The sequence below is a fragment of the Polycladospora coralii genome, from assembly GCF_014773435.2.
In the GTDB taxonomy this organism is placed as follows: domain Bacteria; phylum Bacillota; class Bacilli; order Thermoactinomycetales; family Thermoactinomycetaceae; genus Polycladospora; species Polycladospora coralii.
This window is the reverse complement of the sequence record NZ_JACXAG020000001.1, coordinates 192,018-218,060: the sequence shown is the minus strand read 5'-3', so window position 1 is coordinate 218,060 and position 26,043 is coordinate 192,018. Positions and strand designations below refer to the sequence as shown.

At 40.5% G+C, this 26,043-nt stretch carries 31 protein-coding genes and 1 tRNA gene; 28 read left to right on the top strand and 4 right to left on the bottom strand.

The genetic code is table 11. From position 1 onward, the window contains the following. The first annotated feature begins 87 nt into the window (after window positions 1-87). From rpsA to IC619_RS01170, 7 genes are all read left to right on the top strand, one after another. Entirely contained in the window at window positions 88-1,242 is a 1,155-nt protein-coding gene (gene rpsA / locus IC619_RS01200) for a 30S ribosomal protein S1 (RefSeq protein WP_191138293.1), read from the top strand. A 112-nt stretch (window positions 1,243-1,354) separates the two neighbouring features. After that, entirely contained in the window at window positions 1,355-1,948 is a 594-nt protein-coding gene (locus tag IC619_RS01195; protein ID WP_191138292.1) for a hypothetical protein, read from the top strand. A gap of 13 nt (window positions 1,949-1,961) precedes the next feature. Beyond that, window positions 1,962-2,840 (top strand): YIEGIA family protein, encoded by an 879-nt coding sequence (locus IC619_RS01190; protein WP_191138291.1) that lies wholly within the window; start codon window positions 1,962-1,964, stop codon window positions 2,838-2,840. Between the two features lie 31 nt (window positions 2,841-2,871). Continuing rightward, entirely contained in the window at window positions 2,872-3,072 is a 201-nt protein-coding gene (locus IC619_RS01185; protein ID WP_191138290.1) for a capping complex subunit for YIEGIA, read from the top strand. Between the two features lie 95 nt (window positions 3,073-3,167). After that, window positions 3,168-4,484, top strand: a complete 1,317-nt coding sequence (gene der, locus IC619_RS01180) for a ribosome biogenesis GTPase Der (protein WP_191138289.1) — start codon at window positions 3,168-3,170, stop codon at window positions 4,482-4,484. Between the two features lie 25 nt (window positions 4,485-4,509). Next, the gene (gene plsY, locus IC619_RS01175) at window positions 4,510-5,103 is read left to right on the top strand and encodes a glycerol-3-phosphate 1-O-acyltransferase PlsY (protein WP_191138288.1); all 594 of its coding nucleotides are present in this window, start codon (window positions 4,510-4,512) and stop codon (window positions 5,101-5,103) included. Window positions 5,104-5,125: 22 nt separating this feature from the next. Then, the gene (locus IC619_RS01170; RefSeq protein WP_191138287.1) at window positions 5,126-6,148 is read left to right on the top strand and encodes an NAD(P)H-dependent glycerol-3-phosphate dehydrogenase; all 1,023 of its coding nucleotides are present in this window, start codon (window positions 5,126-5,128) and stop codon (window positions 6,146-6,148) included. Between the two features lie 164 nt (window positions 6,149-6,312). Here the strand turns inward: IC619_RS01170 and IC619_RS01165 are convergent, their stop codons facing one another. Then, the gene (locus IC619_RS01165; RefSeq protein ID WP_191138286.1) at window positions 6,313-6,933 is read right to left on the bottom strand and encodes a hypothetical protein; all 621 of its coding nucleotides are present in this window, start codon (window positions 6,931-6,933) and stop codon (window positions 6,313-6,315) included. Between the two features lie 364 nt (window positions 6,934-7,297). On the opposite strand from IC619_RS01165, the gene IC619_RS01160 reads away from it, so the two are divergent. The 6 genes from IC619_RS01160 (at window position 7,298) to IC619_RS01140 (ending at window position 11,357) form a co-directional block, all read left to right on the top strand. Further along, complete coding sequence (locus IC619_RS01160) at window positions 7,298-8,008, top strand: hypothetical protein (protein ID WP_191138285.1); 711 nt, start codon at window positions 7,298-7,300, stop codon at window positions 8,006-8,008. A 119-nt stretch (window positions 8,009-8,127) separates the two neighbouring features. Beyond that, a complete protein-coding gene (locus IC619_RS16950; protein ID WP_255505995.1) occupies window positions 8,128-8,250 on the top strand; it encodes a hypothetical protein in 123 nt (40 codons plus the stop codon). Between the two features lie 265 nt (window positions 8,251-8,515). After that, a complete protein-coding gene (spoIVA, locus tag IC619_RS01155; protein ID WP_191138284.1) occupies window positions 8,516-9,994 on the top strand; it encodes a stage IV sporulation protein A in 1,479 nt (492 codons plus the stop codon). A 161-nt stretch (window positions 9,995-10,155) separates the two neighbouring features. Continuing rightward, window positions 10,156-10,431, top strand: a complete 276-nt coding sequence (locus IC619_RS01150; RefSeq protein ID WP_191138283.1) for an HU family DNA-binding protein — start codon at window positions 10,156-10,158, stop codon at window positions 10,429-10,431. A 165-nt stretch (window positions 10,432-10,596) separates the two neighbouring features. Next, window positions 10,597-11,163 carry a GTP cyclohydrolase I FolE gene (folE, locus tag IC619_RS01145; RefSeq protein ID WP_191138282.1) on the top strand — a complete coding sequence of 189 codons (567 nt, stop codon included), beginning with the start codon at window positions 10,597-10,599 and terminating at the stop codon, window positions 11,161-11,163. Between the two features lie 120 nt (window positions 11,164-11,283). Next, window positions 11,284-11,357, top strand: a tRNA-Pro gene (locus IC619_RS01140). A gap of 177 nt (window positions 11,358-11,534) precedes the next feature. On the opposite strand, the gene IC619_RS01135 is transcribed toward IC619_RS01140, so the two are convergent. Together IC619_RS01135 and IC619_RS01130 are read right to left on the bottom strand one after the other, a co-directional pair. After that, the gene (locus IC619_RS01135; protein ID WP_191138281.1) at window positions 11,535-12,149 is read right to left on the bottom strand and encodes a hypothetical protein; all 615 of its coding nucleotides are present in this window, start codon (window positions 12,147-12,149) and stop codon (window positions 11,535-11,537) included. Continuing rightward, window positions 12,101-12,334, bottom strand: coding sequence for a hypothetical protein (locus tag IC619_RS01130; RefSeq protein WP_191138280.1), 234 nt, complete (start codon window positions 12,332-12,334; stop codon window positions 12,101-12,103). The genes IC619_RS01135 and IC619_RS01130 overlap by 49 nt, the downstream gene beginning before the upstream one ends. Window positions 12,335-12,587: 253 nt before the next feature. Here IC619_RS01130 and mtrB point away from each other — a divergent pair, with 253 nt between their 5' ends. The 9 genes from mtrB (at window position 12,588) to ndk (ending at window position 18,776) form a co-directional block, all read left to right on the top strand. Further along, entirely contained in the window at window positions 12,588-12,803 is a 216-nt protein-coding gene (gene mtrB, locus IC619_RS01125) for a trp RNA-binding attenuation protein MtrB (RefSeq protein ID WP_191138279.1), read from the top strand. Between the two features lie 64 nt (window positions 12,804-12,867). Continuing rightward, window positions 12,868-13,362, top strand: a complete 495-nt coding sequence (locus IC619_RS01120; RefSeq protein WP_191138278.1) for a hypothetical protein — start codon at window positions 12,868-12,870, stop codon at window positions 13,360-13,362. Window positions 13,363-13,496: 134 nt separating this feature from the next. Then, a complete protein-coding gene (locus IC619_RS01115; protein ID WP_224749585.1) occupies window positions 13,497-14,174 on the top strand; it encodes a heptaprenyl diphosphate synthase component 1 in 678 nt (225 codons plus the stop codon). Between the two features lie 36 nt (window positions 14,175-14,210). Further along, a complete protein-coding gene (locus IC619_RS01110; protein WP_191138276.1) occupies window positions 14,211-14,957 on the top strand; it encodes a demethylmenaquinone methyltransferase in 747 nt (248 codons plus the stop codon). A 32-nt stretch (window positions 14,958-14,989) separates the two neighbouring features. Continuing rightward, on the top strand, window positions 14,990-15,823 hold the full coding sequence (locus IC619_RS01105; RefSeq protein WP_249669688.1) for a UbiA-like polyprenyltransferase: 834 nt from the start codon (window positions 14,990-14,992) through the stop codon (window positions 15,821-15,823). Further along, window positions 15,820-16,419, top strand: coding sequence for a UbiX family flavin prenyltransferase (locus IC619_RS01100; RefSeq protein ID WP_191138275.1), 600 nt, complete (start codon window positions 15,820-15,822; stop codon window positions 16,417-16,419). Before IC619_RS01105 ends, IC619_RS01100 begins: the two co-directional genes overlap by 4 nt. Further along, window positions 16,416-17,276, top strand: coding sequence for a menaquinone biosynthetic enzyme MqnA/MqnD family protein (locus IC619_RS01095; RefSeq protein WP_191138274.1), 861 nt, complete (start codon window positions 16,416-16,418; stop codon window positions 17,274-17,276). The genes IC619_RS01100 and IC619_RS01095 overlap by 4 nt, the downstream gene beginning before the upstream one ends. Next, window positions 17,276-18,247 (top strand): polyprenyl synthetase family protein, encoded by a 972-nt coding sequence (locus IC619_RS01090; protein WP_191138273.1) that lies wholly within the window; start codon window positions 17,276-17,278, stop codon window positions 18,245-18,247. Before IC619_RS01095 ends, IC619_RS01090 begins: the two co-directional genes overlap by 1 nt. 85 nt (window positions 18,248-18,332) lie before the next feature. Continuing rightward, entirely contained in the window at window positions 18,333-18,776 is a 444-nt protein-coding gene (gene ndk / locus IC619_RS01085; RefSeq protein ID WP_191138272.1) for a nucleoside-diphosphate kinase, read from the top strand. A 31-nt stretch (window positions 18,777-18,807) separates the two neighbouring features. Here ndk and IC619_RS01080 read toward each other — a convergent pair whose 3' ends face one another. Further along, window positions 18,808-19,704: a vanadium-dependent haloperoxidase gene (locus IC619_RS01080; protein WP_191138271.1), complete on the bottom strand. Its 897-nt coding sequence runs from the start codon at window positions 19,702-19,704 to the stop codon at window positions 18,808-18,810. 154 nt (window positions 19,705-19,858) lie between these two features. Between IC619_RS01080 and aroC the strand changes: the two genes are divergently transcribed. From aroC to trpC, 6 genes are all read left to right on the top strand, one after another. Beyond that, entirely contained in the window at window positions 19,859-21,022 is a 1,164-nt protein-coding gene (gene aroC / locus IC619_RS01075) for a chorismate synthase (protein WP_191138270.1), read from the top strand. Next, the gene (aroB, locus tag IC619_RS01070) at window positions 21,022-22,122 is read left to right on the top strand and encodes a 3-dehydroquinate synthase (RefSeq protein WP_191138269.1); all 1,101 of its coding nucleotides are present in this window, start codon (window positions 21,022-21,024) and stop codon (window positions 22,120-22,122) included. The genes aroC and aroB overlap by 1 nt, the downstream gene beginning before the upstream one ends. 2 nt (window positions 22,123-22,124) lie before the next feature. After that, window positions 22,125-22,514, top strand: a complete 390-nt coding sequence (aroH, locus tag IC619_RS01065) for a chorismate mutase (RefSeq protein ID WP_191138268.1) — start codon at window positions 22,125-22,127, stop codon at window positions 22,512-22,514. A 219-nt stretch (window positions 22,515-22,733) separates the two neighbouring features. Further along, window positions 22,734-24,257 carry an anthranilate synthase component I gene (trpE, locus tag IC619_RS01060; protein ID WP_191138267.1) on the top strand — a complete coding sequence of 508 codons (1,524 nt, stop codon included), beginning with the start codon at window positions 22,734-22,736 and terminating at the stop codon, window positions 24,255-24,257. Beyond that, a complete protein-coding gene (gene trpD, locus IC619_RS01055) occupies window positions 24,254-25,279 on the top strand; it encodes an anthranilate phosphoribosyltransferase (RefSeq protein ID WP_191138266.1) in 1,026 nt (341 codons plus the stop codon). The genes trpE and trpD overlap by 4 nt, the downstream gene beginning before the upstream one ends. Then, window positions 25,269-26,042, top strand: a complete 774-nt coding sequence (trpC, locus tag IC619_RS01050; RefSeq protein WP_191138265.1) for an indole-3-glycerol phosphate synthase TrpC — start codon at window positions 25,269-25,271, stop codon at window positions 26,040-26,042. The genes trpD and trpC overlap by 11 nt, the downstream gene beginning before the upstream one ends. Window position 26,043 lies beyond the last annotated feature (1 nt).

The following is a 26,043-nucleotide window of genomic DNA, read 5'->3' as shown; positions in this document are numbered from 1 at the left end:
GCTTAATGTATGTTAGGTGATTATTCCATTTAATCTTTATATTATAAAGTAATGAAAAGAAGGATTTGTAAATAGGAGGTAATGATTATGTCAGAAGAGATGAAATCAGAATTTACCGAAGTAGAGAACTATCAAGTAGGGGATGTCGTTACAGGTAAAGTTGTAACAGTGGAAGATAGCCAAGCGTTAGTAGATATTGGATATAAAAGTGAGGCGATCTTACCGATTTCAGAACTTGCCAGTTTACACATTGAAAAAGCTAGCGACGTCGTTAAAGAAGGCGATGAATTACAATTAAAAGTGATTCGTAGTAACGAGGAAGAAGATCGATTGATTGTATCTAAAAAAGCTGTCGATGCGGAGAAAGCTTGGCAAGAACTACAACGCAAATTTGAAGCAAATGAAACGTTATCTGCTACAGTTTCCGAAATCGTTAAAGGTGGTTTAGTTGTAGATGTAGGCGTTCGTGGATTTATTCCTGCATCTCACGTAGAGCTGCATTTTGTAGAAGATTTTTCGGATTATAAGGGTGTCTCATTATCATTAAAGGTGATTGAAATTGATCCAGAGAAAAACAAATTGATCTTGTCACGTAAAGAGATTTTAGAAGAAGAAGAAACCAGCAAGAGAAAGAAAAGATTAGAATTGTTAACAGTGGGTGAAGAGCTTTCTGGAACCGTGCAACGTTTAACTGATTTTGGCGCTTTTGTCGATATTGGAGGAGTAGATGGACTTGTGCATGTTTCGGAGTTAGCTTGGGAACGTGTTGCACATCCATCTGATGTATTGAACGTAGGCGATGAAGTAAAAGTAAAAATCTTAAAATTAGATCGTGAAAGTGAGCGTATTAGCTTAAGCATAAAAGAAACACAGGAAGGTCCTTGGGAAAAAGCGATGAAAGAAATCGAAGTGGATGAAATTTACACGGGTAAAGTAAAGCGCTTAGTCAAGTTTGGTGCATTCGTTGAGCTGTTCCCGGGTGTTGAAGGGCTAGTACATGTTTCGCAAATTGCGAATCGCCACATCGCTTCTCCTAATGAAGCGCTCGAAGAAGGGCAAGAAGTACAAGTGAAAGTCTTAGATATTGTGAAAGAGCAGAAAAGAATTAGCCTCAGTATAAAAGAAGTAGAGCAAGCTAAAGTAAAAAAAGAGATTGCTGAATTTGAAGAGCATGCGAATCATGGAAGCTTAAATGTAACATTAGGTGATGTTTATCCAGAACTACGTAACTTAAATAAGTAAGCCTATTTTTAAACAAGAAAACCAACCGCACAATGGCGGTTGGTTTTCTTGTTTAAAAATGGATGGAGTAGAGATACTAAAGGCAACTGATGGTAGAAGAAGGTGTCTACGTTTGTTTCTAGAGAATTTGGCATGGGTATGTTTACTCTCAATTGGCATTTTGGTTTACACAGGATGGTTCTCTCAATTAGAGCGAAAACTTGAAGTGGATTCAAAGCGCATATGTCTGTCGATCATGAGCATGGTTGTAGTCTTTCATACTGACCCGATCCCCATCATGCCCATGATACATATCCATCTTTTTTTTGTCGCGATTCTTATTGTTCATATGTATTTTAGTTTTCGGTTAGAAGGAAATGCATTATTTTTTGTACGTATGGTCCCCATTTTTTTGGGCGGGCTTTGTTTCTACTTCGATCATTTTTTGTATTTGGACCTCAGTTGGAAAATATTTCTTTTTTTCATGTTGCCAGCGTTTATATTCATGCCTTTGCAAACGGGAATCAGCTTATGCACGGGTTTGATTGTGATGTATCATTTGCTCACAATCGCTTTTCATTTTGGAGCGGCTAACCCGATGATTATCGGTGATTTATGGATGCGAGAAACCATGATAAAGCTGCTTGTTGCTTTATTTATAAGTATCTATATCAGCGATGAAGCTAAGCGTTGGATATCTAAACGTGTGGTTAAAATGACAGGGTAAGGATGTGTAAGGAATGGAGTTTGAAAATTTCACATGGGCAGTCATCATCGGGATTTTAATTGGATTTTTGACACGCCTTCGCATGTTGCGAGCGGATTATCGTCAGTACCCGACGTACCCACACGGACAAATCATTCATCTTGCACTCGGATTGATTGCATCCGCTCTTGGAGCTATAGCCATACCTGCCTTACTACAGAAGGATTACACAGCGATCACTTTTTTGACTGTAGCTGCACAACAGTTTCGTGATGTTCGTAATATGGAACGTGAAACATTGTCCAAATTAGATCAAATGGAATTGGTTCAACGTGGTGCTACTTATATTGAAGGTATCGCCATGGTGTTTGAAGGGAGAAATTATTTAGTCATTTTTACAGCTGCCCTTACAACTTTTGCAGCGGTGATAAGTGATCGCTGGTGGGTAGGCGTAGCAACTGGTATATTCTTGTTGGCGATAAGTGGCATTGTAAAATCGGGAAAAGTATTAAAAGATATCGCTCGAGTTAAAGGGGGTCAGTTACGTGTAGAAGGGCCTAGTCTATATGTAGATGATATTTATTTGATGAATATTGGATTAGCTGCAAATCGTGAAATCATCTTACAACAAGGTGTGGGTTTAATCGTGGAACCAGTGGATATTAGTGCGAAAGTCACGATTAGTAATATTGGACAGCGCCAAGCCATTCTACATGACGCTTCCATCTCTATGGGCGTGTATCGTGATACGGGTGAACCAGCACTGATCCCGATATCTAAAAGGGATTTGAAGAGTGGTCGATTAGGTGTCTTGTTACTCCCTAACGATCAAGATTTACAAAAAGCGATTCGAGTCGTGAGTGAGGTGCCGGTGCTGGAATCTGCGGTAAGAAAACCAGCGCAATATCCATAGGCATCATTTCACTAAAAAAGGGTGGATTTCAATGGGTGGAAGTACGAGTCTACAGAAGGTCGTGTTAGCGGTGATTACAACTAATGCAGAGGCCGTAACGGGTGGGTCTGTTGTGTTTATCGTACCAGATGAGAAAGAGTTGCAGCGCAAAACGTATTTATTAGAAAAAATTTTAGATGGTATGGCACATGAACTTGATCCAGACACGATGATTATAATCAAACATGGCTAATGGTTGCCTAAATACATAAATATAGATAAGATTAATGTTGTCTATCTGACACATTTACCGTGGAACCGATGGTTTAGAAGAAAGGATTAATGAGAATGAGTTTACCGATTGTTGCAATAGTAGGAAGACCTAATGTAGGCAAATCAACGATTTTCAACAGATTAGCGGGTGAAAGAATTGCCATTGTTGAAGACCAACCAGGGATTACCCGTGATCGCATTTACAGTAAAAGTGAATGGAATGGGCGGGAATTTCACCTAATCGATACAGGTGGGCTTGAGATGGGTGTACAAGATGAGATTCTTGATCATATTAAAAATCAGGCTGAGCTAGCGATTGAAGAAGCAGATGTGATTTTATTTGTAACAGATGGACGTGCTGGAATGACAGCGACTGATGAAGAAGTGGCGCATTTATTACATCGTTCTAGAAAACCTGTTGTTGTAGCAGTAAATAAAATTGATGACTTAAAACATGAAGACTCCTTATACGAGTTTTATCAACTTGGATTTGAATATGTAATTGGGATGTCATCTGTACATGGTTCAGGAACAGGTGATGTACTCGATGTCTTAGTATCGCAGTTTCCAGACAAAGTGGAAGAGGATTATGATGATGAGACGATCCGTGTCTCCTTGATCGGCAGACCTAACGTGGGTAAATCTTCGCTTGTTAATGCCATCTTAGGGGAAGAGCGTGTAATCGTTAGTCCAGAAGCTGGAACAACTCGTGATGCGATTGACACACCATTCTCCCATGAGGATCAATCGTATGTGCTTATTGATACAGCAGGGATTCGTAAACGAGGAAAGGTATATGAATCGATAGAGAAATATAGTGTCATTCGTGCGATGCGAGCGATTGAGCGTTCTGATGTCTGCTTAATCATCATTGACGGGGAGCGTGGGATAGCAGAACAAGATAAAAAGATTGCCGGGTATGCACATGAAGCAGGCAGAGCAGCCATTTTTGTTGTGAACAAATGGGATGCAGTAGAGAAAGATGAAAAAACGATGGATCAGTTTAAACGTAATTTACGTGATCAATTTCAATTTATGAGCTATGCGCCTATTCTGTTTGTATCAGCTATGACTAAACAACGTCTGAAGCAAATTTTACCTACAGTCTTATTAGCAGCTGAGCAACATGCATTACGTATTTCTACATCTGTTTTAAATCAAGTGGTACATGATGCGTTGATGACAAATCCGCCCCCTTCAACGAAAGGGAAGCGCTTTCGTGTGCAATACGCGACACAAGTTTCCGTTCAACCACCTACCATTGTATTATTTGTGAACGATCGTGAATTGGCTCATTTTAGTTACCTCCGTTATCTAGAAAATCAGATTAGAATAGCTTTCCCTTTCACTGGGACACCTCTAAATATTTTCTTACGGAATAAGCGAGATTAAAATATAAAAAGGGAGAGGCATTCGTATGCTACTTAATTGGATCATTCCGATAATATTAGCGTATCTGTGCGGTTCTATCAGTTTTAGTTATTTTATGGGTCGTTATCGACAAGGAATCGATATTCGTAAACATGGCAGTGGCAATGCTGGTGCTACGAACACACTACGTGTAATGGGTAAAGGAGCTGCACTTATTGTCTTTATTTTAGATGTAATTAAGGGGATGGCTGGTGTAGGGATCGGATATTTATTCCGTACAGACCCAACCAGTCTTACCTTGATGTTGGTGTGCGGCATTGCTGCGATTATTGGACATAATTGGCCTGTTTTTCTTCGTTTTCGTGGAGGCAAAGGGATTGCTACAACAGTGGGTGTGGCTGCTATCTTATTTTTCTACGCGGCGCTTATATCAGGTGTTTTAGGACTAATCGCGATTTTCATCAGTCGATTTGTGTCACTGGGATCACTTGTATTTACGGTTTCACTCCCTTTTGTCATGCTCGTCATGGGTTATGAAATGACATTGATTCTATTGATGAGTGTAATCGCTCTATTGGCTGTCTTTCAACATAGACAAAACTTGAAAAACTTGATCAATGGGGAAGAGCGTAAGATTTAGAGGGATGTGGAGGTGAAGATGTGTGAAAGAGAAAGTGGCAGTAGTAGGAGCTGGTAGCTGGGGGACAGCGCTTGCTCAGGTGCTAGCTGAAAATGGTCACGATGTTACCTTATGGGCCCGATCTGTTCCTGTGGCTGATGAGTTAAATCAGCGCCATACCAATAAAAAATACTTACCACAAGCGAAGTTACATCCAGCTATTTATGCTACGACATCATTAGAAGAGGCTTGTTATAACAAATCCTTTATATTGTTTGCAGTGCCATCCCATGCGATGCGCCATACTGCACGTGAAGTGAAAAAGGTGATGAACAAAGAGACACATATCGTACATGCGGCAAAGGGATTTGAACAAGATTCTTGGAAACGGATGTCAGAGGTTTTGTCAGAGGAATTAGAGCGCGATCAAGCATCTATCGCGATTTTGTCAGGCCCTAGTCATGCTGAAGAGGTCATTCAAAAGAGCCCAACCACAGTGGTGGTCGCTTGCGGTGATCAAGAAGTAGCCAAACAAGTTCAGTATGTACTCATGAATACATCATTTCGGGTGTATACACATTCGGATGCCATTGGTGTTGAGGTAGGAGGTGCTTTAAAAAATATTATTGCACTTGCAGCTGGGCTTGTTCAGGGACTTGGATTCGGGGATAATGCAAAAGCAGCTCTTATGACGAGAGGATTAGCTGAAATCGCGCGTTTAGGTAAAGCGATGGGAGCAAAGCCGATCACATTTGTTGGTTTAGCGGGTGTAGGAGATTTGATTGTGACTTGTACGAGTACCCATAGCCGGAATTGGCGAGCTGGTTATATGTTAAGTCAAGGTAAAAGCTTATCTGTTGTCCTAGATGAAATGGGAATGGTCGTTGAAGGGGTTAAAACGACGCGTGCAGCTCATGCTTTAGCCAAGCACTATCAGGTGGAGATGCCCTTAACTGAACAGCTATACCAAGTTTTATTTATGGATAAGGAACCAGAACAAGCCGCCAAAGATTTGATGCTTCGAGGTAAAACCAATGAAATGGAAGAAATCATGGAAACATGGTAGTTTTTGGGCGGTTTTCGTGTTGCAAGCTTGATTCATCAGACATATTTTGTAATAGCTTTACACATTATCAATTTCACTTGAGCGAGAAAGCACTGGGACAGGGATGCAGCATCAAGTCTCAACTGAAGATGATGTGGAAATAAAAAAGGTGAAGCGATTTCGCTTCACCTTTTTTTTGAACGATTTAAACTTTGTGTTCGTGCTCCGTTTGCTTTTAATAAGTTGGATATCATTTTTTGTGCAAAAGGTGATTGCATGATTTTCATGATTTGCGCGATGTCTACATTTTTTAAGACACCGCTGAGTGGGCCTAGCATACTTAGAAAATTAGAGTTGAGTGGACCTTTATGATTTCCTTCAGGTAAATTAATAATAGGAATATCGTCACCTTGTTCATGTTTAGGTCGTGGAGGTGGTAAGAATGGTGAACGCTTGCCACGCTTTTTGGTATCGCCAAAAAACTGAGATGAGAGTTCGAACATATCATAGGCAGAGTCCATCATTTTTTCTAATTTTTGAATGGAAGTACTTACATCTTTAACTGTGGAACGAAAAGTCATAAAGTTGGTTAATACTTTCGCGATGTTAATGGACGACAGATCTCGTGCTAGCTTGGGAACGATAGAGGTTTGATAAGGTTCATTCTCGAAAATCTCATCCATGTCAGGTTCTGCAATCGGTGGTGCAGGTGGTTTACGTGCCATTGGTTTTTTATATTTAGTTGGCGTAACAGGTCGTTTTGATGGCCTTTTTTTCGCAGTGGTCTTCGTCGGTTTTTTAGCCAATAGATTTCCCCTCCATTAAAGGCAAGTGTCCATCTATCATATGCATACTTAGGTGTATTTGGATTGGGTAAGGTGTCTAGTTCTTGGTTAGGCAGTAGTGGATTTGTGAAAGTCACGTGTTTGACAATGATGAGATAGGAATCTTACAAAATAAATTTTATAATAGGGGTATTGAAAGGGGTATGTTCTGTGGAGTTAATGATTATATTATTTTTGCTGGTATTGATTAATTTATTGATTGCTATCGGGAGGCAACAAAATAGAACATGGTTGCGATGGGTTTTAAATTCGATCTCGTTTGTATTGTTATTCTTTACGTTACTTGTTATTTTAAGGTTATTGTTTGGTTAGGAGGGTTTTTTACATGAACCGTTTGACTCGGTTTTTATTTTTGTTATTATGCTTAGGACTATTAACTGCATGTTATCCCGATCAAAAAAGACAACAGTTGGACCAACTTCCACAGCATGTGATGCGTGTTCAATCTGCTTTGGAAACATATGAGAAACAAAGAAATATACTCCCATTTCAATATCGAGAAAATGAAACCATGTTGACTACACATTATTTAGTCGACTTTAAGGAGATCGGGCCAATCTTGGGAGAAATTCCACCATCTGCTTTTGAGAATGGCGGATATTTCTACTATGTGATTGTAAATACGGGGGAGAAGCCCACCGTTCGTCTACTTGACTTAAGGATTCAAGATCGGGTGAAAAAAATTGAGCCTTATGTAAAAACCCAATTAGAAAAAAAGGGTAAGCTACCCAGTATAGATCAAATTACAAACCACATCTTTTCGATTGATTATGAAAAGCTAGGAACAAAAGAAGTATGGGTTGAAAGTCCATATACCCCAGGCGAGAAATTGCCATTAGTAATGGATCAGTCAGGAAATGTATATGTCGACTATCGAAATGAAGTAATGAGAAAGATGCAGGAGTCAAAGAAACCACCACAAGCTGATCAAGATCTAAGAGAGTGGTTAGCGTTAGAAGATCTATTTGCACCCTCGTATTCACCACCGATGAAAATTGTCAATCAGGAACCTGTATTTGTCGAACTGGAAGAATAAGAAAATATGCAAAGAACCTCCTTATGTAAACCACATAAGGAGGTTCTTTGCATATTTTTAAAGATAGGGACATAAAATGTGAAATAAATTTGTAGAAATGATGGAGAAGGTGAAGTGGAATGCGAGATTTTTGGATTCACTTACTTATTATTCCTGGCGTTTTTATATTAGGAAGGCTATCGGCTACGGTTAAAGTAGCTGGGTTTAGAACGAAAAGTCCTACTTCTAAACAGTCTTTTTAATTAACGAAAAATCAGTAGTATCGATTAGCCAAAATGAGGAAGTAGGTTTGGAGCGGAACTTCGTATAGCGGCATGACGGTTAGTAACACACTGTAAGTTCATCGACATCGGTCGTTATTGGCAGGTTTTCTTTTTTTAGAATCAGATTCATATTAACGTATTTTTTTCATATATTAGTATTGTCCAAGGGAGGACCGGAGAGAGGGGTAGCGCCTTCGCACCGGCGACAATTCCAGAAAGAAGGAGCCTTGAAGGAGGTCATTTCGTGGAAAAAGTAGATATTTTGAAAGATATAGCAGAACGAACAGGAGGAGACATCTACCTGGGTGTGGTCGGTGCGGTGCGCACCGGGAAGTCTACATTTATTAAACGTTTTATGGAGCAGGTAGTTATTCCTAATATTTCTGACGAGTCAGATCGTATACGGGCAACGGATGAACTACCACATAGTGGTGCTGGAAAAACCATCACAACCATTGAACCTAAGTTTGTACCTAACAATGCGGTAAGTGTACATGTTGGTGAAGGACTAGATGTTAATATTCGTTTGGTTGATTGTGTCGGGTATGCGATCGAAGGTGCCAAAGGCTACGAGGATGAAAATGGCCCTCGCATGATTAACACCCCATGGTTTGAAGAGCCCATTCCTTTTCAAGAAGCAGCAGAGGTAGGAACACGCAAAGTCATACAGGAACATTCTACCTTAGGAATTGTTATGACGACTGACGGCAGCATAGCCGATATCTCTCGCGCTTCTTATGAAGAAGTAGAAGAAAGAATTGTAGATGAGTTAAAAGAAGTAGGTAAACCATTTATTATGCTCTTAAATAGCTCACGCCCTTATAGTGAACAAGCACAAAACTTACGTGCAGAACTGGCTGAAAAATATGATATACCAGTCGTTGCCATAAGTGTAGCTACGATGGGTGAAGAGGATATTTTGGGCGTTCTACGTGAAGTTTTATATGAGTTTCCGGTGCATGAAGTAAATGTGAACTTACCAAGCTGGGTGATGGTACTAGACGAAGAACATTGGTTGCGTCGCGAGTACGAAAACTCAGTTCGAGAGACTGTAAAAGATATAAAACGCTTACGGGATGTAGATCGGGTGGTAGGGCATTTTTACGATTACTCTTTTATTGATAAGGCTGCACTTTCGGGTATGGATATGGGGCAAGGTGTAGCTGAAATCGATTTGTTTGCACCTAATGAACTGTATGATCAAGTCTTGACGGAAGTAGTTGGAGTAGAAATTCGGGGGAAAGATCACTTGTTAGAGTTAATGCAAGAGTTAAGCATGGCCAAACGAGAATATGATAAAGTAGCAGAAGGTTTAAAAATGGTGAGGACAACAGGTTATGGCGTGTCAGCACCTACATTAGAAGAAATGGCACTAGATGAACCAGAATTAATTCGTCAAGGAAGTCGTTTCGGTGTTCGCTTGAAAGCTACTGCACCGTCCATTCACATGATTAAAGTAAATGTGCATTCTGAATTTGCGCCGATTATTGGTACAGAACGGCAGAGTGAAGAATTGGTTAATTATCTGATGCGTGATTTTGAACGAGATCCTTTAAAAATCTGGGAATCTGATATTTTTGGCAGATCGTTAAGTCAAATTGTTCGTGAAGGTATTCAGGCAAAGCTCTCCATGATGCCAGAAAATGCAAGATACAAGCTTCAGGAAACATTAGAACGAATCATCAACGAAGGATCTGGAGGATTAATTGCCATCATATTATAAACATTTTAAAAAGCGCAACGTTAGCGCTTTTTTTTATTTCAGACAAAAAATACCGTTTAATTACTTGAACTTCGCCAATGTCTATATTAGTATAGGATTGTCACATGTAAGATCACGCTTAAATAGCGGGTCAGTCATGGATTCGTACAGGAGGTGTTGTAATGAATAAAACGGAATTAATTAATCAAGTTGCTGAAGCTACTGAAATGACAAAAAAAGATGCTTCGAGATCAGTTGAAGCTGTCCTTGATGCGATCACGGATGCTTTGAAACAAGGGGATAAAGTACAACTGATTGGTTTTGGAAATTTTGAAGTAAAAGAGCGCCAAGCACGTAAAGGGCGCAACCCACAAACAGGTGAAGAAATTGATATTCCAGCTAGTAAAGTTCCAAGCTTTAAAGCCGGAAAGCAATTAAAAGAAGAAGTGAACAAATAAACAGGTGTTTTTATATATCCATGTTAATGGATAGCCATACATAACAACCTGTAGAAAAAAGACCTTATTTGAGGTCTTTTTTCTATGATGCGTGATATAATAATGTTTGTACGAAGTGTACATACCATTTCTGATTTGTTTAGATCATTAACGGAGGATACTAGGATGCAAGTAGATAAACGAAAGATAGAAGAAGCAGTTCGAATGATTTTAGAAGCGGTTGGGGAAAATCCAGATCGTGAAGGGTTACTAGATACACCTGCTCGTGTGGGAAGGATGTATGAAGAGATTTTTTCGGGATTGCATGAAGATCCTAAAAAGCACTTTGCTACAATTTTTAGCGAAGATCACGAAGAGTTGGTCTTGGTAAAAGATATTCCTTTCTTTTCAACATGTGAACATCATTTGGTACCTTTTTTTGGTAAGGTTCATGTGGGGTATATTCCGCAAGGCGGACGCGTAACAGGTCTTAGTAAATTAGCACGTGCAGTAGAAGCTGTTGTCAAACGCCCTCAATTACAGGAACGTATTACTTCAACCGTTGCGGATAGCATCGTTGAAACATTAGAGCCTCATGGCGTTATCGTCGTCGTGGAAGCAGAGCACATGTGCATGACGATGAGAGGTGTGAAAAAACCAGGTTCTAAAACGATTACATCAGCCGTACGCGGTATCTTCACAAATGATGATGCGGCAAGAGCAGAAGCATTAAGCTTAATCCAAATGAAATGAAACAATCGTATGGATTAATATAGAAATACCATGTAAATAAAACTAAATTTACCTCTTGACTCTATATCGTGCGCGTTATATAATTTTTATGTTAGTAATTCAACTTACATATCATTATAGCGGGCTATGGCGCAGCTTGGTAGCGCGCTTGCATGGGGCGCAAGAGGTCGTCAGTTCAAATCTGGCTAGCCCGATTCGATTAAAAAAGAACTGTCCCTAGAGTAGATTGACTACTCTAGGGACAGTTCTTTTTTAATCTTTGTTTTTGCAACGGTCTCGAGCTTCCTCAATTGAAATGACAGCGTAAGTTAGTGAGGGTGTTACTCTGGTACTTGAACGATCAGCGTAATGAATACGCGATCTATTTGTTCCTAGTTAAATACAATTGTAGCTTTACCTATACCGCTGATTCCAGTGCCTACATTTGGATTTGAGGTAAACATAAGTGAATAGACGAGAAGAAACTCCTCACGAGCATCTACAGAATTTGATAGATGTGCAGTGGCTGTAAAGTGAGTGCCTACTGGTTTTAAACCAGTGAATTTTGGCAAATCAACAAAAATATTCGTTGGTATAAAGTTGTTTGTATTTTCTTGCCTCGTCCATATCCCACAGCGGATAAAGGCTTCTGTTAGTTCGCTTACGTTTACAGGCTGGGTGAGCGTTATTGCGCTTGTTAATGAGGAGACCGTACCTGTTGGAGGGTTAAAAATAAGTGAACCTAACTGTGGATTATTGTCTAAACTAAAGACGCCGTCTTGCAAAAAGACTGGAGATATAGAAGAACTGAATCCTAACACAGCTACAGAAAAATTCCAAGAAAAAATGAGCGGTTGATCAGACATAAAGGAGCGTGTAGTCTTCGTAATCCTATTCGTTTTTGATGCTTTCCTATTGTTTAATAATCCATTGGATCCAGATCCACCTATTATTTGACTTATTCTTTTTGCTCCTCTAGCGTTTCTTCTCTTCTTTTTATGAGCCATGAATCTACTCCTTTTAATATGGATGTAAACATAGATGCATTAATACTTACACCATACTTTTGTTGCACGTCACTTCTATATAATATGAGAGAAAGGTATTTATGAAACAGCCACAGTCTACTACGAATGAGCTGAATCCCTTCTGGTTTTAATCCCACCGTATCGGCCACCCAACTGTTAAACATAAAAAAACACCGGTATTGGATGTGTGTTTTTCATAGCTTTGATCACATTGAATATCAACAAATCTAATACTCAAGATTCACTATTATGATGGAATTGGATGAGCCAAATATAACAAATATTTCGTTCATGCAGATAGGAAGCCAATTGGAGCTGAATGATCCAGATCGCCTTTTTTCTTGGATCTTAGAATCCATTCCATGGTAGACTAGAGTAGAAGTGTGTTGTGAGATATAAAGGAGAGGAATTGATAGCATGTCAAGTGGAGAATATTTTATTATTAAAGCAGAAGAAAACGGTGTGAATGTAATTGGATTAACAAGAGGTAAAGATACACGATTTCATCACTCTGAGAAATTAGATCAAGGTGAAGTGATGATTGCTCAATTTACAGAGCATACATCTGCTGTCAAAATTCGTGGTAAAGCTAAGATTATTACGCCGTTAGGTGAAATACGAACTGAAGAATAAAATAGACATGTTTAAACGACCTCCTCGATAAAATAAAGCAAGGCGAATATGAGGAGGATTACTTATGATACAAATAGGGAAGCGGATCGCTGCTACGATGTTTGTGTCTGTCTTGTTGGTTTTGTTACTGTCTCTGGTTCCTGTATTACAGTCCTCGTCACAATTAGAAGGCGATCTACCTGTATTTAAAAAAAGCGAGGACAAAGTGATCACAATGCAAAACTTAGTTGATTTTTTAATGTCACTTTCCCTTACAGGTGATCTTAAAACAGCTGACTGGACTGAACGCGCATTATACCTAGAACTTACTTATCCAGAACAAACGATAAAAGAAAAACAATGGACAGATCTACGACACCTGGTTCAATCCGCTTTTGTAGAGAAGGAGAATATTGAAACCATATTTGTTACGATCTATCAGAGAAATGAAGTACAAATGAGCTTTGAGGCTGACAAGTCAGCAATCGATAAACAAGTATTGATGAAAAACATGGAAACCGATAACATAGAGCCATTTTTGCGAAAATATTTCCAGTTGAAAGATTTTACCAACCCTTAAGAATTCGGGCCTTGCAACTGCTAATTCATTCATAATGTGTTATACTGATCACTGGAAGTCCCATTATTGGGGCGGTGGAATGTAAATCTGAAAAATTGACGAGCCGTGCAAGGCATTTTGGAGGGGCGCTTTTGATGACGTCCATAGAAGTAAATGGTATTTATCAAGTTTATTCTGATATTGAAAAATATGGTTTATCTCCGTTTGTGGAGAGATGGATTGGCAAGCCAGAAATACCTTCATTTTTCACACATATGTGTATGATGATGCTCCAATCTTTTCAACTCGATAGAGACCGAATACATACGTATACGGTTGCCACTACATTATTACAAATGAGTTTGTTGACACATGAAAATGTAACGAACCAAGAGCAGCAGTCAGATACCGATTTGAAGAAAAGGCAACTTTATGTTTTAGCAGGAGATTACTATAGTGCACTTTTTTATCGGTTATTAGCTCTAAAAAATGAAAATGCAGGAATTAAATGTTTATCCCAAGCCGTTTGTGAAGTAAATGAACTAAAAGTTGAGCGTCAATTGGTTGATGAGGAAGTTAACCAACATATCATAGATAGTAAGTTATTAACGGCGTTGGCCGATTTTTTTCATGTTCAGGAAGATTTAGGTGCTTTTTGGAAAAGTTTACTACCCCTTCTTTTTAAACGGTGTCATCATATCAAAAAGGGCGATCATGATGCCATCGAGAATATGAAAAAAGAAGTAACCGACATCCTCCATTCTTTTCGTGTGCATGAAGAAATGAGTTGGAAAACAGAACTGGTTCGATTTTTACAAATAGACGCCATTTAATCTGTGGGATAAGCGTGTGAAAGAGGGTGAATAGCTATGAATCAACATCATAACGAAGAGAAGCCAAAATTTGTACATGGTGTTTTTGAAAGTATCGCACGTGATTATGATCGCATGAACTCACTCATTAGCTTTAATATGCATAAACGTTGGCGACAGTTTGCGATGAAAAAAATGGAGGTAAAGGCAGGCGATTACGCGTTAGATATTTGTTGTGGCACGGCGGATTGGACACTATCACTCGCGCATGCGTCGCAAACTGGTAAAATAGTGGGTTTAGACTTCAGTCAAAATATGCTGGCAGTCGGGCAGGAGAAAGTAGATCAATCACCCGATTGCGCTATCATCGAGTTGGTACAAGGGGATGCCATGGCCCTTCCATTTGAAGATGATACCTTTGACCATGTCACAATCGGTTTTGCATTGCGAAATGTAAAAGATTTGGCACATGTGTTAAAGGAAATGAAAAGAGTGGTTAAACCAGGAGGACAAGTCGTTTCTTTGGATTTATCAAAGCCTACTTGGAAACCATTTCGTGCTGTTTACTACCTGTATTTCAGGCATTTACTTCCGTTCGTTGGCAAGATCTTTGCTAACCGCTATGAACAGTATAAATGGTTACCCGAGTCATTACTCACATTTCCAGACTATAAGCAATTAGGTGATATCATGAAAACCGATATTGGTCTAGAAAATGTTGGAGTATATCCTTTAACAGGTGGAATTATGGCCCTCCATATCGGCCACAAGCCATTTGAGGAAAAAGGAAAGATGTTAAAGTGAATGTGATAAAAAAGCTGAAAATAATTTTAGAAATGATTAAGTTTGAACATACGATTTTTGCTTTACCTTTTGCTTATCTTGGTGCGGTGTTAGGTAGCTTAGAAGTAAATGGGGTACTTCCAACCTGGGGACAAATCGGCTGGATTACACTGGCTATGATCGGTGCTCGCAGTGCTGCGATGGCGTTAAATCGTCTCATCGATCGGCATATCGACGCCAAAAACCCACGTACCAAAGAACGGGCGATTCCAGCGGGATTGGTTTCCGTTTCCTATGTTTGGGGATTTGTTGTGGTGTCATTTGCCGTTTTATTTTTTTCCGCATGGCAACTTAATTTCTTAGCCGTTTGGTTATTACCGATTGCGGTGTTTTTTTTAGTCATCTATTCTTATACGAAAAGATTTACTTGGACATGCCATCTCGTACTCGGGATTGCGACAGGTTTAGGACCACTCGGCGGCTGGGTGGCAACAACAGGACAAATTGATGCCAAATCTTTGATCTTGTTTTTTACTGTAGCGTTGTGGATAGGTGGGTTTGATATCATTTATGCATGTCAAGATGTCGACTTTGATCGGAAAGCTAAGCTTCATTCTATTCCCGTACGATTTGGTTTAAAGCGCGCTCTTCTCATATCTAGTTTCATGCATGTCGGGACAGCGATTGGACTCATTGCGCTGATCTTTTATACTGGACTACATATGTGGTTTGCTATGGGGGTATTAATTGCGATTCTTATTTTATTTTATGAGCATGCGATTGTATCAGCAGATGACTTATCGCGACTTGATACTGCCTTTTTTACCATGAATGGTGTGTTAAGTGTTATCCTATTTTTCTTTACGATGGTGGATGTATGGCTATGAATAAAAAAAGGGTTGTCATCGGAATGTCGGGGGCAAGTGGTGCTCCTTATGCCTTACAAGTTGTCCAAACCTTACTGGGCAGAGGAGATACGGTTCATATCATCCTAACAGAAGCTGCGTGGCGCGTATTAAAAGAAGAACATGGATGGGTGTTAAGCAATCGTGAAGCTTTCTTGCAATCACAATTTAAAGGATTACCAGGCGAATTAATCTATCATCCGCTAAAGGATATTGGTGCTTCCATTGCTTCCGGATCGTTTCAATGTGATGCCATGGTGGTGATTCCTTGTTCCATGGGTACGCTTGCTAAGTTAGCACACGGCTTATCGACAAATCTCTTAGAACGCACGGTCGACGTGATGTTAAAGGAGAAGCGTAAATTAGTAATTGTACCGCGAGAGATGCCACTGTCTGCGATTCATTTGGAAAATATGCTGAAATTAGCACAAAATGGCGCGCATATCCTACCTGCTATGCCTGCCTTTTATCATGAACCCCGATCAGTTGAAGATATGGTTCGGTTTGTAGCGGGCAAGGTTTTGGATAGTATAGAAGTTGAACATCAGTTATACAAACGCTGGGAGGGTGGAAAATGAAACCGATTCGTATCGGTAAAATATCATTTACGAATATTTTACCCATTTACCATTATTTCGAAGGACGCAATCAGACCGTCCAATTTATTCCTGAAGTTCCGACTGGACTAAATCGAAAGATGATAAATGGAGAAATCGATATGGGCCCCATATCCTCCTTCTCATATGCGGAACATTTTCACCGTTATTTGCTCATGCCAGATCTTTCGGTAAGTGCTACTGGAAAGGTTAGATCCATTTTTTTGTTTACAAAAGGGAAAAATTTATCAGAACTAAATGGTGCAACTGTGGCTTTACCACAAACTTCAGCATCATCGGTGGCACTGCTCAAAATTTTGTTAGAAAAATTTGAAGGTGTGAAGCCCAATTATATCACGATGCAACCGAATCTAGGTGAGATGATGAAAGTTGCTGATGCGGCACTAATCATTGGGGATGATGCGATTTTAGCACAGTGGAGGTATCCACAAATCTCGTTTTATGATCTTGGAGAAGAATGGTATAACAGAACAGGATATAGTATGACATTTGCAGTGTGGGCAATTCGTGAAGATTGTGCGCTTGCCTATAGCGATCGGATATCGCATATCTATCAAAGTTTTATGGAAGCCAAGCAAAAGGGTGAAATCCATTTAGAAGAGATCATCCAGATCGCTCAAGCACGCTTGGGTGGTGATTCTCAATTTTGGATGCAATATTATGCCGGTTTAAATTATCATTTTGGATCCATGGAAGTAGCGGGCTTAAGAGAATATTATCGCTGTGCAGCTGATATTGGACTGCTTTCAAATGAGGTGCAGATTCGAATGTATGATTTGCCAGCTGAGGTCAGTTCGAGATCGTTAGGGTGGGCATGATGGAACTTCAAGACATTTATTTACATTTACGAAGAGATATAGAAAAAATTGAACAAGAATTAACGCATTCGATTCACACTGAACAAACGACTTTACAACATGCTGCACACCACTTATTAAAAGCAGGTGGGAAAAGAATGCGTCCCGTGTTTGTTTTGCTTTCTGGACGGTTTGGTACGTATCATCTGGAGAACATTAGTCACGTTGCTGTAGCACTTGAACTGATTCATATGGCTTCGCTTGTTCATGATGATGTCATCGATAATGCGCGTACTAGACGAGGAAAAGAAACAGTAAAAGCAAAGTGGAGTAATCAAACAGCTATGTATACGGGTGATTTTATTTTCGCACGTGCTTTGCAAAAGATTGCTCAAATCAAAGATTCAGATGTGCAAGCCATCTTGTCAAATGCCATGATGAAGATGTGTGAAGGCGAAATCGAACAGATTGAGGATATATTTGCTCCAGATCAATCTTTAAAACGTTATTTACGTCGTATAAAGAGAAAAACGGCTTTATTGATGTCTGTTAGTTGCCAGTTGGGTGCGATTGTATCTGGAGCAAGAGATCGAGATGTAAAAGCTTTAGCGAAATATGGGTATTACGTGGGGATGGCCTTTCAGTTAACAGATGATGTGCTTGATTTAACGGGCGACGAAAAAGTATTAGGTAAACCGGCAGGCAGTGATTTACGACAAGGAAATATTACGCTCCCTGTTACTTATGCCCTTCATCATGCTACTGAGCAAGATCAAACCAAAATCTTAACCTATATTCAGAGTAAAGGTACACAAGGAGCCTTAAACGAAGTATTAGATATTGTAAGAACGGCTGGCGGGATCGAAGAAACACTTCAACTCTCAACACGCTATCTAAAAAAGGCATTACATGCATTAGCGCTACTGCCAGACTCCTTGGAACGTCAATCTTTACAATTGATTGGCGAGTTTATTGTACGCCGTTCGTATTAAAGTATCTCAGTCAACTTGCGTAACGCTAGGAATCTTGGTAGAATTTTGAGGGACTCAATTTACATAATAGATGGAGGAATACGAAATGGAAAGAACGTTTTTAATGATTAAGCCAGATGGCGTACAGCGTGGACTCACTGGGGAAGCAATTGCCCGTTTTGAAAAGAAGGGGTTCAAATTAGTAGGGGCCAAACTGATGGATGTATCTCGTGAGCTTGCAGAAACGCATTATGCTGAGCATAAAGAGAGACCTTTTTTTGGTGAGCTTGTCGACTTTATTACTTCTAGCCCTGTTTTTGCAATGGTTTGGGAAGGAAACAACGTAATTGCAACAGCACGTCAAATGATGGGGGCAACAAACCCAGCTGATGCACTCCCTGGAACTTTACGTGGAGATTTTGGTGTAAATGTGAGCATGAACATTATTCACGGTTCTGATTCTGCAGAAAGCGCAACACGTGAACTCGCTTTGTGGTTTGATGAAAACGAAATCGTTTCTTATGATAAAACGATTTCCAAATGGATCTAAATGTGATTTTCTTAAAGGTGTTTCCAGCTATCTATGGAGACACCTTTTTTATTTTGGATGAGCAATAGTTAGAGAAAGAATAGGGAATAACCTGTTCATATTGAGGTGGAGGGAGCTTGGCTGATCGACGTTGTCGTAGAGGCTGGTCGATGGGTTTGCCTGTTCCATCAATTTGGGTGGCTAAAAATTGTGTGATCTGTTTACCAATCTGACGACCTAACTTTAACCCTTGTTGATTGTCGACTGGGAAATGTACACCAGCATATAAACGAGATTGGGCGGCTTCTTGTGCGAGTTGCTTTAAACGTTCTTTTTCAGCAGGGAAAAAATAACTGAGCATCGCTTCTGCACAACCTGCGATGGCAGCGTGTCCAGAAGGATAAGCGGGGAAAACAGGTGTACATAAGATCGGAACCGTTTGGGGATCGATTTGATTGGGGCGAGCCACATCCCATTGATATTTTAATTGCCATGTAACCACAAAGGTGTCATTCATCGCAGCGTGTGTTGTAGCTAAAATTCGTCCAGCATAAGTAGGGGTTATAATGGGGTTATGAATCCGGTAAGAACTGTACGTATCGATTAAAATATCTAAAATCGGCACCCATTGTTTCGTAGCGGGCCCTGCTCCCCAATATTTAGCAATTGCAATTTGGTGCGGAGTCAGTTTGTGAAGGACCTTTCTAACCACTTTTAATTGTTTTGTCCAGTTGATCAGGTTCGGGCTTAAAATTTGTGGAATACGCTTTCCGTGGGGTCCATCAAAATGGCCGATGCGATTGTGGGTCAGATAATAAAGCGGCCAAGTTCTCGCATCTGGGGTTACTGGATATGCTGGCGGCTTTGTTTCACCAGCATAAGGAAGTTTTGACCATCTTTTATAGCTATATTTCTTTTGTCGATGCTGGAGAATGGGTTGTATACCCATATTAATGCCTCCTTTCGCTATTGTTCCAGTATATTCTATGAACAGACATAAGTGTTAGGTCTTCATCTATCCATACCTTTTGTGATATGATAGTAAGCAAATTTAAATTCAATATGAGAGCTGAGAAGCAGAGAAGCTGAGAGGAAGTAGAGAGATGAGGTATTTAACTGCTGGAGAATCACATGGACCACAACTTACTTTAATTATAGAAGGTGTCCCTAGTCACCTTGAGTTTGACCAGAAGCTAATTAATTTACAACTTGCCAGGCGCCAGAAAGGATATGGTCGAGGTCGGAGGATGCAAATCGAACAAGATCAGATTCAGGTGATGTCAGGTGTCCGTTTTGGAAAAACAACGGGTGCGCCCATCGCACTCATCATTGAGAATAAAGATTGGACACATTGGAAAAAAATTATGACTGCTGAACCTGATCCGGAGCAAGTAGATGCAAGACGGATTTCTCGTCCACGTCCCGGTCATGCTGATTTAAATGGTGCCTTAAAATATGACTTACGCGATATGCGAGATGTATTAGAGCGCTCCAGTGCACGTGAAACGGCTGCGCGTGTTGCAGTTGGAGGTGTAGCGCGTTTAATCTTATTAGCTTGTGGAATTGACATCATGGGACATGTTTTGCAAATTGGTGGAGTGAAGGCAAGTCGATCCCTTGATCTAGGGCTAAAAGAGATGCAAGATCGTTCAGAAGCATCGCCCGTTCGCTGTCTAGATGAACAGGCAACTACCCAAATGATGGCAGAAATTGACCGAGCGAAAAAAGAAGGCGATTCTCTGGGTGGTATCGTAGAAGTGATTGTAGATGGGGTTCCTGTTGGTTTAGGTAGTCATGTGCAGTGGGATCGAAAATTAGATGCTAAAATTGCACAAGCGATGGTTAGCATTAATGCTTTTAAAGGTGTTGAGTTTGGGATTGGATTTGAGGCCGCATCACGCCCAGGATCTGAAGTACATGATGAAATTTTATGGTCGCAAGAGAAGGGCTTTTTTCGAGCGACAAATCGCCTAGGTGGGTTTGAGGGCGGGATGTCTACAGGAGAACCCATTGTTGTGCGTGGCGTGATGAAGCCCATCCCAACGTTATATAAACCTCTAAACAGTGTTGATATAGATAGTAAGGAACCCTTTGCAGCGAGTATTGAGAGATCAGATAGTTGTGCAGTTCCAGCTGCTAGCGTAGTAGCTGAGAATGTGGTAGCATGGGAGGTCGCTCAAGCATTACTTGAAAAGTTCCCCGCTGATACAATCGAAGAACTAGTCGATCAAGTTCATCGTTATCGTGAAAGGGTGCGAATGTTTTAATGATAGTTCATGATTTATCGGTAAAGACCAAAAATCACAGCTATGATATTCAAATAGGATCTGGTTTACACAAACAGCTTGTACAATCACTTCGTGAACTCGGGATTACACAACAGCAAAAATTGATGTTAATATCGGACAGTCATGTAGGGCCTTTGTACGCAGGGCGAATTCAAGATCAATTATGCACCGCTGGGTATGAAGTAGGTACATGTTTTGTACCAGCTGGTGAGGCGAGTAAAAGCATTTTACAGTATGAACGTGTGGTTGGAGCATGTTTGAAGTTTGGTTTAGATCGAAAAAGTGTGATCCTAGCGCTTGGTGGAGGCGTTGTAGGTGATCTGGCTGGTTTTGTAGCAGCTTCATTCATGCGTGGAATTCCTTTTATCCAACTTCCCACGACACTGCTGGCACATGATAGTGCTGTAGGGGGTAAAGTAGGCATCAACCATGCGATGGGTAAAAATCTTATTGGTGCATTTCATCAACCCTTACGCGTTATTTTTGATGTAGATACGCTTTCTACACTCCCATTACGTCAGCTGAGATCCGGTTTTGCTGAACTTATTAAAGAAGCGCTCATCTGGGATGTGTCATTTGTAGGGTGGTTAGAGAATCATCAAAATGCCTTGTTAGGGAGAGACCCATCCTTATTGTGTGAAGCCATTTATCGCGGGTGTAGGATTAAGGCTACGATTGTGGAGCAGGATGAAAAGGAGAATGGTATCCGTGCTATCTTAAATTATGGGCACACGATTGGACATGCGATCGAAGCTTGTGCGGGTTACAAACACTACACACATGGAGAATGTGTAGCAATTGGCATGGTAAGTGCCGTTTATCTGGGGCAATGGGTACTTAAAACACCACCAGCCGTCATCGATAAAACGATTCGATTAATTGAATCGTTTGGATTGCCGACGCAGTTTTCCTTGCCTTGCTCAGATGATGAGCTCATCAACCTCATCAAACACGATAAAAAAAGTACTTCTGGTAGATTATCCTTCATATTACCCAAACAGCTTGGCCATGTGGAAATGGTAGAACATGTTCAAGAAGCGTTGATTGTACAAGCGCTTCAAGTTATTCGAGGAGGCTAAGTATGTCTGTACGAGGAATACGAGGTGCGATTACAGTTGAAGAAAATGAGACAAATGTCATTTTAGCTGAAACAAAAACGTTGTTATTAGAAATTGTAGCGCAAAACAAGATTATGCCTGAAGATATATGTAGTGTTTTTGTGACGGTTACGGCAGATATTAATGCTACTTTTCCTGCACGTGCGATCCGTACGATGCCCCAATGGGAAGCTGTGCCCTTACTATGTGCGAGTGAAATTGCTGTGCCTGGTAGTTTACCACGTTGTATTCGGTTATTGGTACTCGTTAATACAGAAAAACCAGCAAGCGAGATTCAGCATGTTTATTTGAAAGAGGCGGAGCAACTTCGACCAGATCTTAGCAATCCGCAAATATCTATTGACATGATATAAATTCTACGGTAAAGTCTAATGCAAGATCAGGTAAGAACCCAGAGATGAGAGTAGCAGAGTGGAGATTGGATATAGTTTAGGTGAGCTGAGTGGAGTTTTATATATAAAACCTCAGCCAAAGTTTATGTTACTTTGGTTTATTTCATATCCCACGAATCCCCTATATTCTTTCTCCTCCATTTTTAGGCAATAGGCTTAGAAAAGAGGAGGGAACGCGGTATGTCCATATACCCATCACTTACAGATGTAAAACATCTGGCACAGCATTATTCCTTTATTCCCGTTTGTAAAACGATCGTTGTTGACACAGAGACACCTGTCAGCCTATATCATCGCATGCTTCAGGAGTCCTATTCCTTTTTATTGGAAAGTGTAGAAGGTGGCGAGAAATGGTCACGATACTCCTATATTGGGGCAGATCCATTTCTAATTGTAAAGGGTCAAAATGGCAAATTTCAATTAAAAAGCAGAGATCGTCGTGATATTCAAATGACATTTGATCCCATCAATCTCGTACAGCAATTATTAGATGAGCATCATGCACCTCAGTACGAAGGATACCCACCATTTTTAGGTGGGGCTGTAGGAACAATTGGCTATGAAAGTATTCGTTATTTTGAACCCAACCGGCCGCTTATCCAAGAAGATCAATTATTCCATCATCATGATTTTCACTTGATGTTTGTCGATCGGATGATCGTTTTTGATCATTTAAAACAACAGGTATTGTTTGTTGGATTTTTGAAAGTAGTAGAAGAAATGGATACAGAAGCACTTGCGATTGGATATGAGCAATTGACCGAAGAGTTGAAAGAATGGGCAGTAGCATTTATACGCCAATCCAAACAGATTCTGCCGATCGAAACCGTTGATTTAACGGAACAACCGATTAGAAATGCAAGTGTGAATATGAGCAAAAACACATATATAGAGAAGGTTAAGCAAGCTAAAGCTTATATTGATTCAGGTGATGTTTTTCAAGTTGTGCTGTCGCAGAAATGGACGATGGATGATCCTCCAGATCCTATGCTTACCTATCGTATTTTACGGATTTTAAATCCTTCACCATACATGTATTATTTACGCTTAGACGATGAGGTGATTGTAGGAAGTTCACCCGAATTGCTTGTCCGCGTTCACGATCGCAAAGTTGGAATTAGACCGATAGCAGGCTCTCGCCCTCGAGGTAAAGGGCGTGATGAAGATAACCGCCTCAAAGAAAGTTTGCTTGCCGATGAAAAAGAGTGCGCTGAACATATGATGTTAGTTGATCTGGGAAGAAATGATTTAGGCAGGATTGCTCGTTTTGGCAGTGTTCAAGTGTCTGATTTAAAATCAATTGAAAAATACTCCCATGTGATGCATATGGTATCCCATGTATCCGCTACATTGGATGAACCGTATCGTGAATTGGATGCATTTGCAGCTGCTTTTCCAGCAGGTACTTTATCAGGAGCGCCCAAAATAAGAGCAATGGAGATTATTGCAGAGCTGGAACCAGAACCGAGAGGGATATATGGTGGAGCAATCGGTTACTTCAGTTTTACAGGAAATATAGATGCCTGTATTGCGATTCGAACGATCCATTTTAAAGATCAACGCGCAACTGTACAAGCAGGTGCTGGAGTTGTCACCGATTCTGATCCTGAAGCAGAGTATCAAGAAACGGTAAATAAAGCTAAAGGAGCTTTACTTTCACTAGAAATTGCGAAGTCGTATAGAGCAGTGGAGGGAGCGGTATGATCCAGACAACCTTACAAAAAATAATTGCCGGTACTGACTTATCGCGTTCCGAAGCCAGAGATTTGATGGATCAGATGATGACAGGAACCTTTACGACTGCGCAAATCGCAGCACTCTTAACCGCATTACGGATGAAAGGTGAAGCGGTTTCTGAATTAGTCGGGTTTGCACAAAGTATGCGGACACACGCGTTGCGTGTTCACCATGATTATCCTATGGCTGTAGATACATGTGGGACCGGTGGAGATGGTGGTAAAACCTTTAATATTTCTACGGCATCTGCGTTTGTGGCAGCCGCCGCTGGCGTCCCGGTTGCAAAGCATGGCAATCGTGCGATTTCCAGTAAGAGCGGAAGTGCGGATGTTCTTGAAGCGCTTGGGATGAATATCCAATTGAACGCAGATGAAGCGCAAGCATTACTTCGTCATACAGGATTATGCTTTTTATTTGCTCCTTTATTTCATCAATCGATGCGTCATGTAATGCCTACCCGTAAGGAGATGGGGATACGAACTTGCTTTAATCTATTGGGACCAATGGTCAATCCAGCGGGCGTAAATACGCAACTCCTAGGCGTATACGATATCGCATTAACTGAGCAAGTAGCACTCGTTTTACGTGAATTAGGTGTAGATAGAGCAATTGTTGTTGCAGGTTATGATGGATTAGATGAAATTTCAATCTCGGCACCGACACGAATTAGTGAAGTGAAAGAGGGCAAGGTATTCAGTTATGATATTACTCCGGAACAATTTGGCATTGACCGTACACCTGTAGCAGCGATTGAGGGGGGAAGTGCGGAAGTGAATGCCCGTATCATTCGTAAAATTGTCAATAATGAAAAAGGTGCTATGCAAGATGTCGTGGTACTTAATGCTGCAGCAACCATATATGTAGCAGGACATGCAAATGATTTGGCACAAGGGGTAAAAATGGCACGTGAGGCGATTCACAGCGGTAAAGCAAAGCAAAAGTTAACAGATGTGATCAACGGTTCACAGGGGGTGCGAGATGTTTCTTAAACAAATCGTTGCGTATAAACAAAATGAGATTAAGCATCTGGAGCAAACCATTACACCAGAGATAAAGGAAAAAACGCTATTGCTGCCAGCAGGAAGACCGTTTGCGGAAGCGTTACAAAAAGATCATCTCACTTTAATTGCAGAAGTAAAACCGGCATCACCCTCTCGTGGTGTGATTAAAGATCAAGTTGATCCTGTGCAGACAGCACGTATGTATGAAGAGGGAGGAGCGCAATGTATTTCTGTTTTAACCGAACAAAATTGGTTTAAGGGTAAACCTGAATATTTAACGGCTGTGAAACAACAGACATCGATTCCCATCTTGCGCAAAGATTTTATCGTAGATCCGCTACAGGTGATTGAAAGTAAGCGATTAGGGGCAGATGCGATTTTATTGATTGTCTCCTTACTCACACCACAAACCTTACACGATTTGATTACGTTAGCCCATCAGTTGAGGATGGAAGTATTAGTAGAAGTGCATTCGCTTGAAGAAGTCGAGGTGGCTAATGAAAGTAAGGCTGATGTGCTTGGTATTAATAATCGGGATCTTCAACTTTTGACAACGGACTTGGGGCATACTGAACGTATATTTCCCTTTCTAAACTCGGATCGTCCCATCCTAGCAGAAAGTGGCATCCATTCTATAAAAGATGCCATTCGGATGCGTCGAGCTGGTGTTGACGGTGTGTTAGTGGGAGAATTTTTGATGCGACAATCATCTCCTACAGCGACTGTAGCTGAAATTGTGCAGGTGAAGTGAT

Excerpts from the sequence above, each read along its gene's own strand:
- IC619_RS01120 (WP_191138278.1), top strand. The coding sequence starts at position 12,868 with ATGATACAAATAGGGAAGCGGATCGCTGCTACGATGTTTGTGTCTGTC.
- IC619_RS01185 (WP_191138290.1), top strand. The coding sequence starts at position 2,872 with ATGGGTGGAAGTACGAGTCTACAGAAGGTCGTGTTAGCGGTGATTACA.
- IC619_RS01160 (WP_191138285.1), top strand. The coding sequence starts at position 7,298 with ATGAACCGTTTGACTCGGTTTTTATTTTTGTTATTATGCTTAGGACTA.
- rpsA (WP_191138293.1), top strand. The coding sequence starts at position 88 with ATGTCAGAAGAGATGAAATCAGAATTTACCGAAGTAGAGAACTATCAA.
- trpE (WP_191138267.1), top strand. The coding sequence starts at position 22,734 with ATGTCCATATACCCATCACTTACAGATGTAAAACATCTGGCACAGCAT.
- aroC (WP_191138270.1), top strand. The coding sequence starts at position 19,859 with ATGAGGTATTTAACTGCTGGAGAATCACATGGACCACAACTTACTTTA.
- IC619_RS01135 (WP_191138281.1), bottom strand. The coding sequence starts at position 12,149 with ATGGCTCATAAAAAGAAGAGAAGAAACGCTAGAGGAGCAAAAAGAATA.
- IC619_RS16950 (WP_255505995.1), top strand. The coding sequence starts at position 8,128 with ATGCGAGATTTTTGGATTCACTTACTTATTATTCCTGGCGTTTTTATA.
- IC619_RS01115 (WP_224749585.1), top strand. The coding sequence starts at position 13,497 with ATGACGTCCATAGAAGTAAATGGTATTTATCAAGTTTATTCTGATATT.
- IC619_RS01150 (WP_191138283.1), top strand. The coding sequence starts at position 10,156 with ATGAATAAAACGGAATTAATTAATCAAGTTGCTGAAGCTACTGAAATG.
- IC619_RS01100 (WP_191138275.1), top strand. The coding sequence starts at position 15,820 with ATGAATAAAAAAAGGGTTGTCATCGGAATGTCGGGGGCAAGTGGTGCT.
- trpD (WP_191138266.1), top strand. The coding sequence starts at position 24,254 with ATGATCCAGACAACCTTACAAAAAATAATTGCCGGTACTGACTTATCG.
- ndk (WP_191138272.1), top strand. The coding sequence starts at position 18,333 with ATGGAAAGAACGTTTTTAATGATTAAGCCAGATGGCGTACAGCGTGGA.
- IC619_RS01105 (WP_249669688.1), top strand. The coding sequence starts at position 14,990 with ATGATTAAGTTTGAACATACGATTTTTGCTTTACCTTTTGCTTATCTT.
- mtrB (WP_191138279.1), top strand. The coding sequence starts at position 12,588 with ATGTCAAGTGGAGAATATTTTATTATTAAAGCAGAAGAAAACGGTGTG.
- IC619_RS01190 (WP_191138291.1), top strand. The coding sequence starts at position 1,962 with ATGGAGTTTGAAAATTTCACATGGGCAGTCATCATCGGGATTTTAATT.
- IC619_RS01090 (WP_191138273.1), top strand. The coding sequence starts at position 17,276 with ATGGAACTTCAAGACATTTATTTACATTTACGAAGAGATATAGAAAAA.
- folE (WP_191138282.1), top strand. The coding sequence starts at position 10,597 with ATGCAAGTAGATAAACGAAAGATAGAAGAAGCAGTTCGAATGATTTTA.
- trpC (WP_191138265.1), top strand. The coding sequence starts at position 25,269 with ATGTTTCTTAAACAAATCGTTGCGTATAAACAAAATGAGATTAAGCAT.
- IC619_RS01110 (WP_191138276.1), top strand. The coding sequence starts at position 14,211 with ATGAATCAACATCATAACGAAGAGAAGCCAAAATTTGTACATGGTGTT.
- der (WP_191138289.1), top strand. The coding sequence starts at position 3,168 with ATGAGTTTACCGATTGTTGCAATAGTAGGAAGACCTAATGTAGGCAAA.
- IC619_RS01130 (WP_191138280.1), bottom strand. The coding sequence starts at position 12,334 with ATGTTTAACAGTTGGGTGGCCGATACGGTGGGATTAAAACCAGAAGGG.
- aroH (WP_191138268.1), top strand. The coding sequence starts at position 22,125 with ATGTCTGTACGAGGAATACGAGGTGCGATTACAGTTGAAGAAAATGAG.
- IC619_RS01095 (WP_191138274.1), top strand. The coding sequence starts at position 16,416 with ATGAAACCGATTCGTATCGGTAAAATATCATTTACGAATATTTTACCC.
- plsY (WP_191138288.1), top strand. The coding sequence starts at position 4,510 with ATGCTACTTAATTGGATCATTCCGATAATATTAGCGTATCTGTGCGGT.
- IC619_RS01080 (WP_191138271.1), bottom strand. The coding sequence starts at position 19,704 with ATGGGTATACAACCCATTCTCCAGCATCGACAAAAGAAATATAGCTAT.
- aroB (WP_191138269.1), top strand. The coding sequence starts at position 21,022 with ATGATAGTTCATGATTTATCGGTAAAGACCAAAAATCACAGCTATGAT.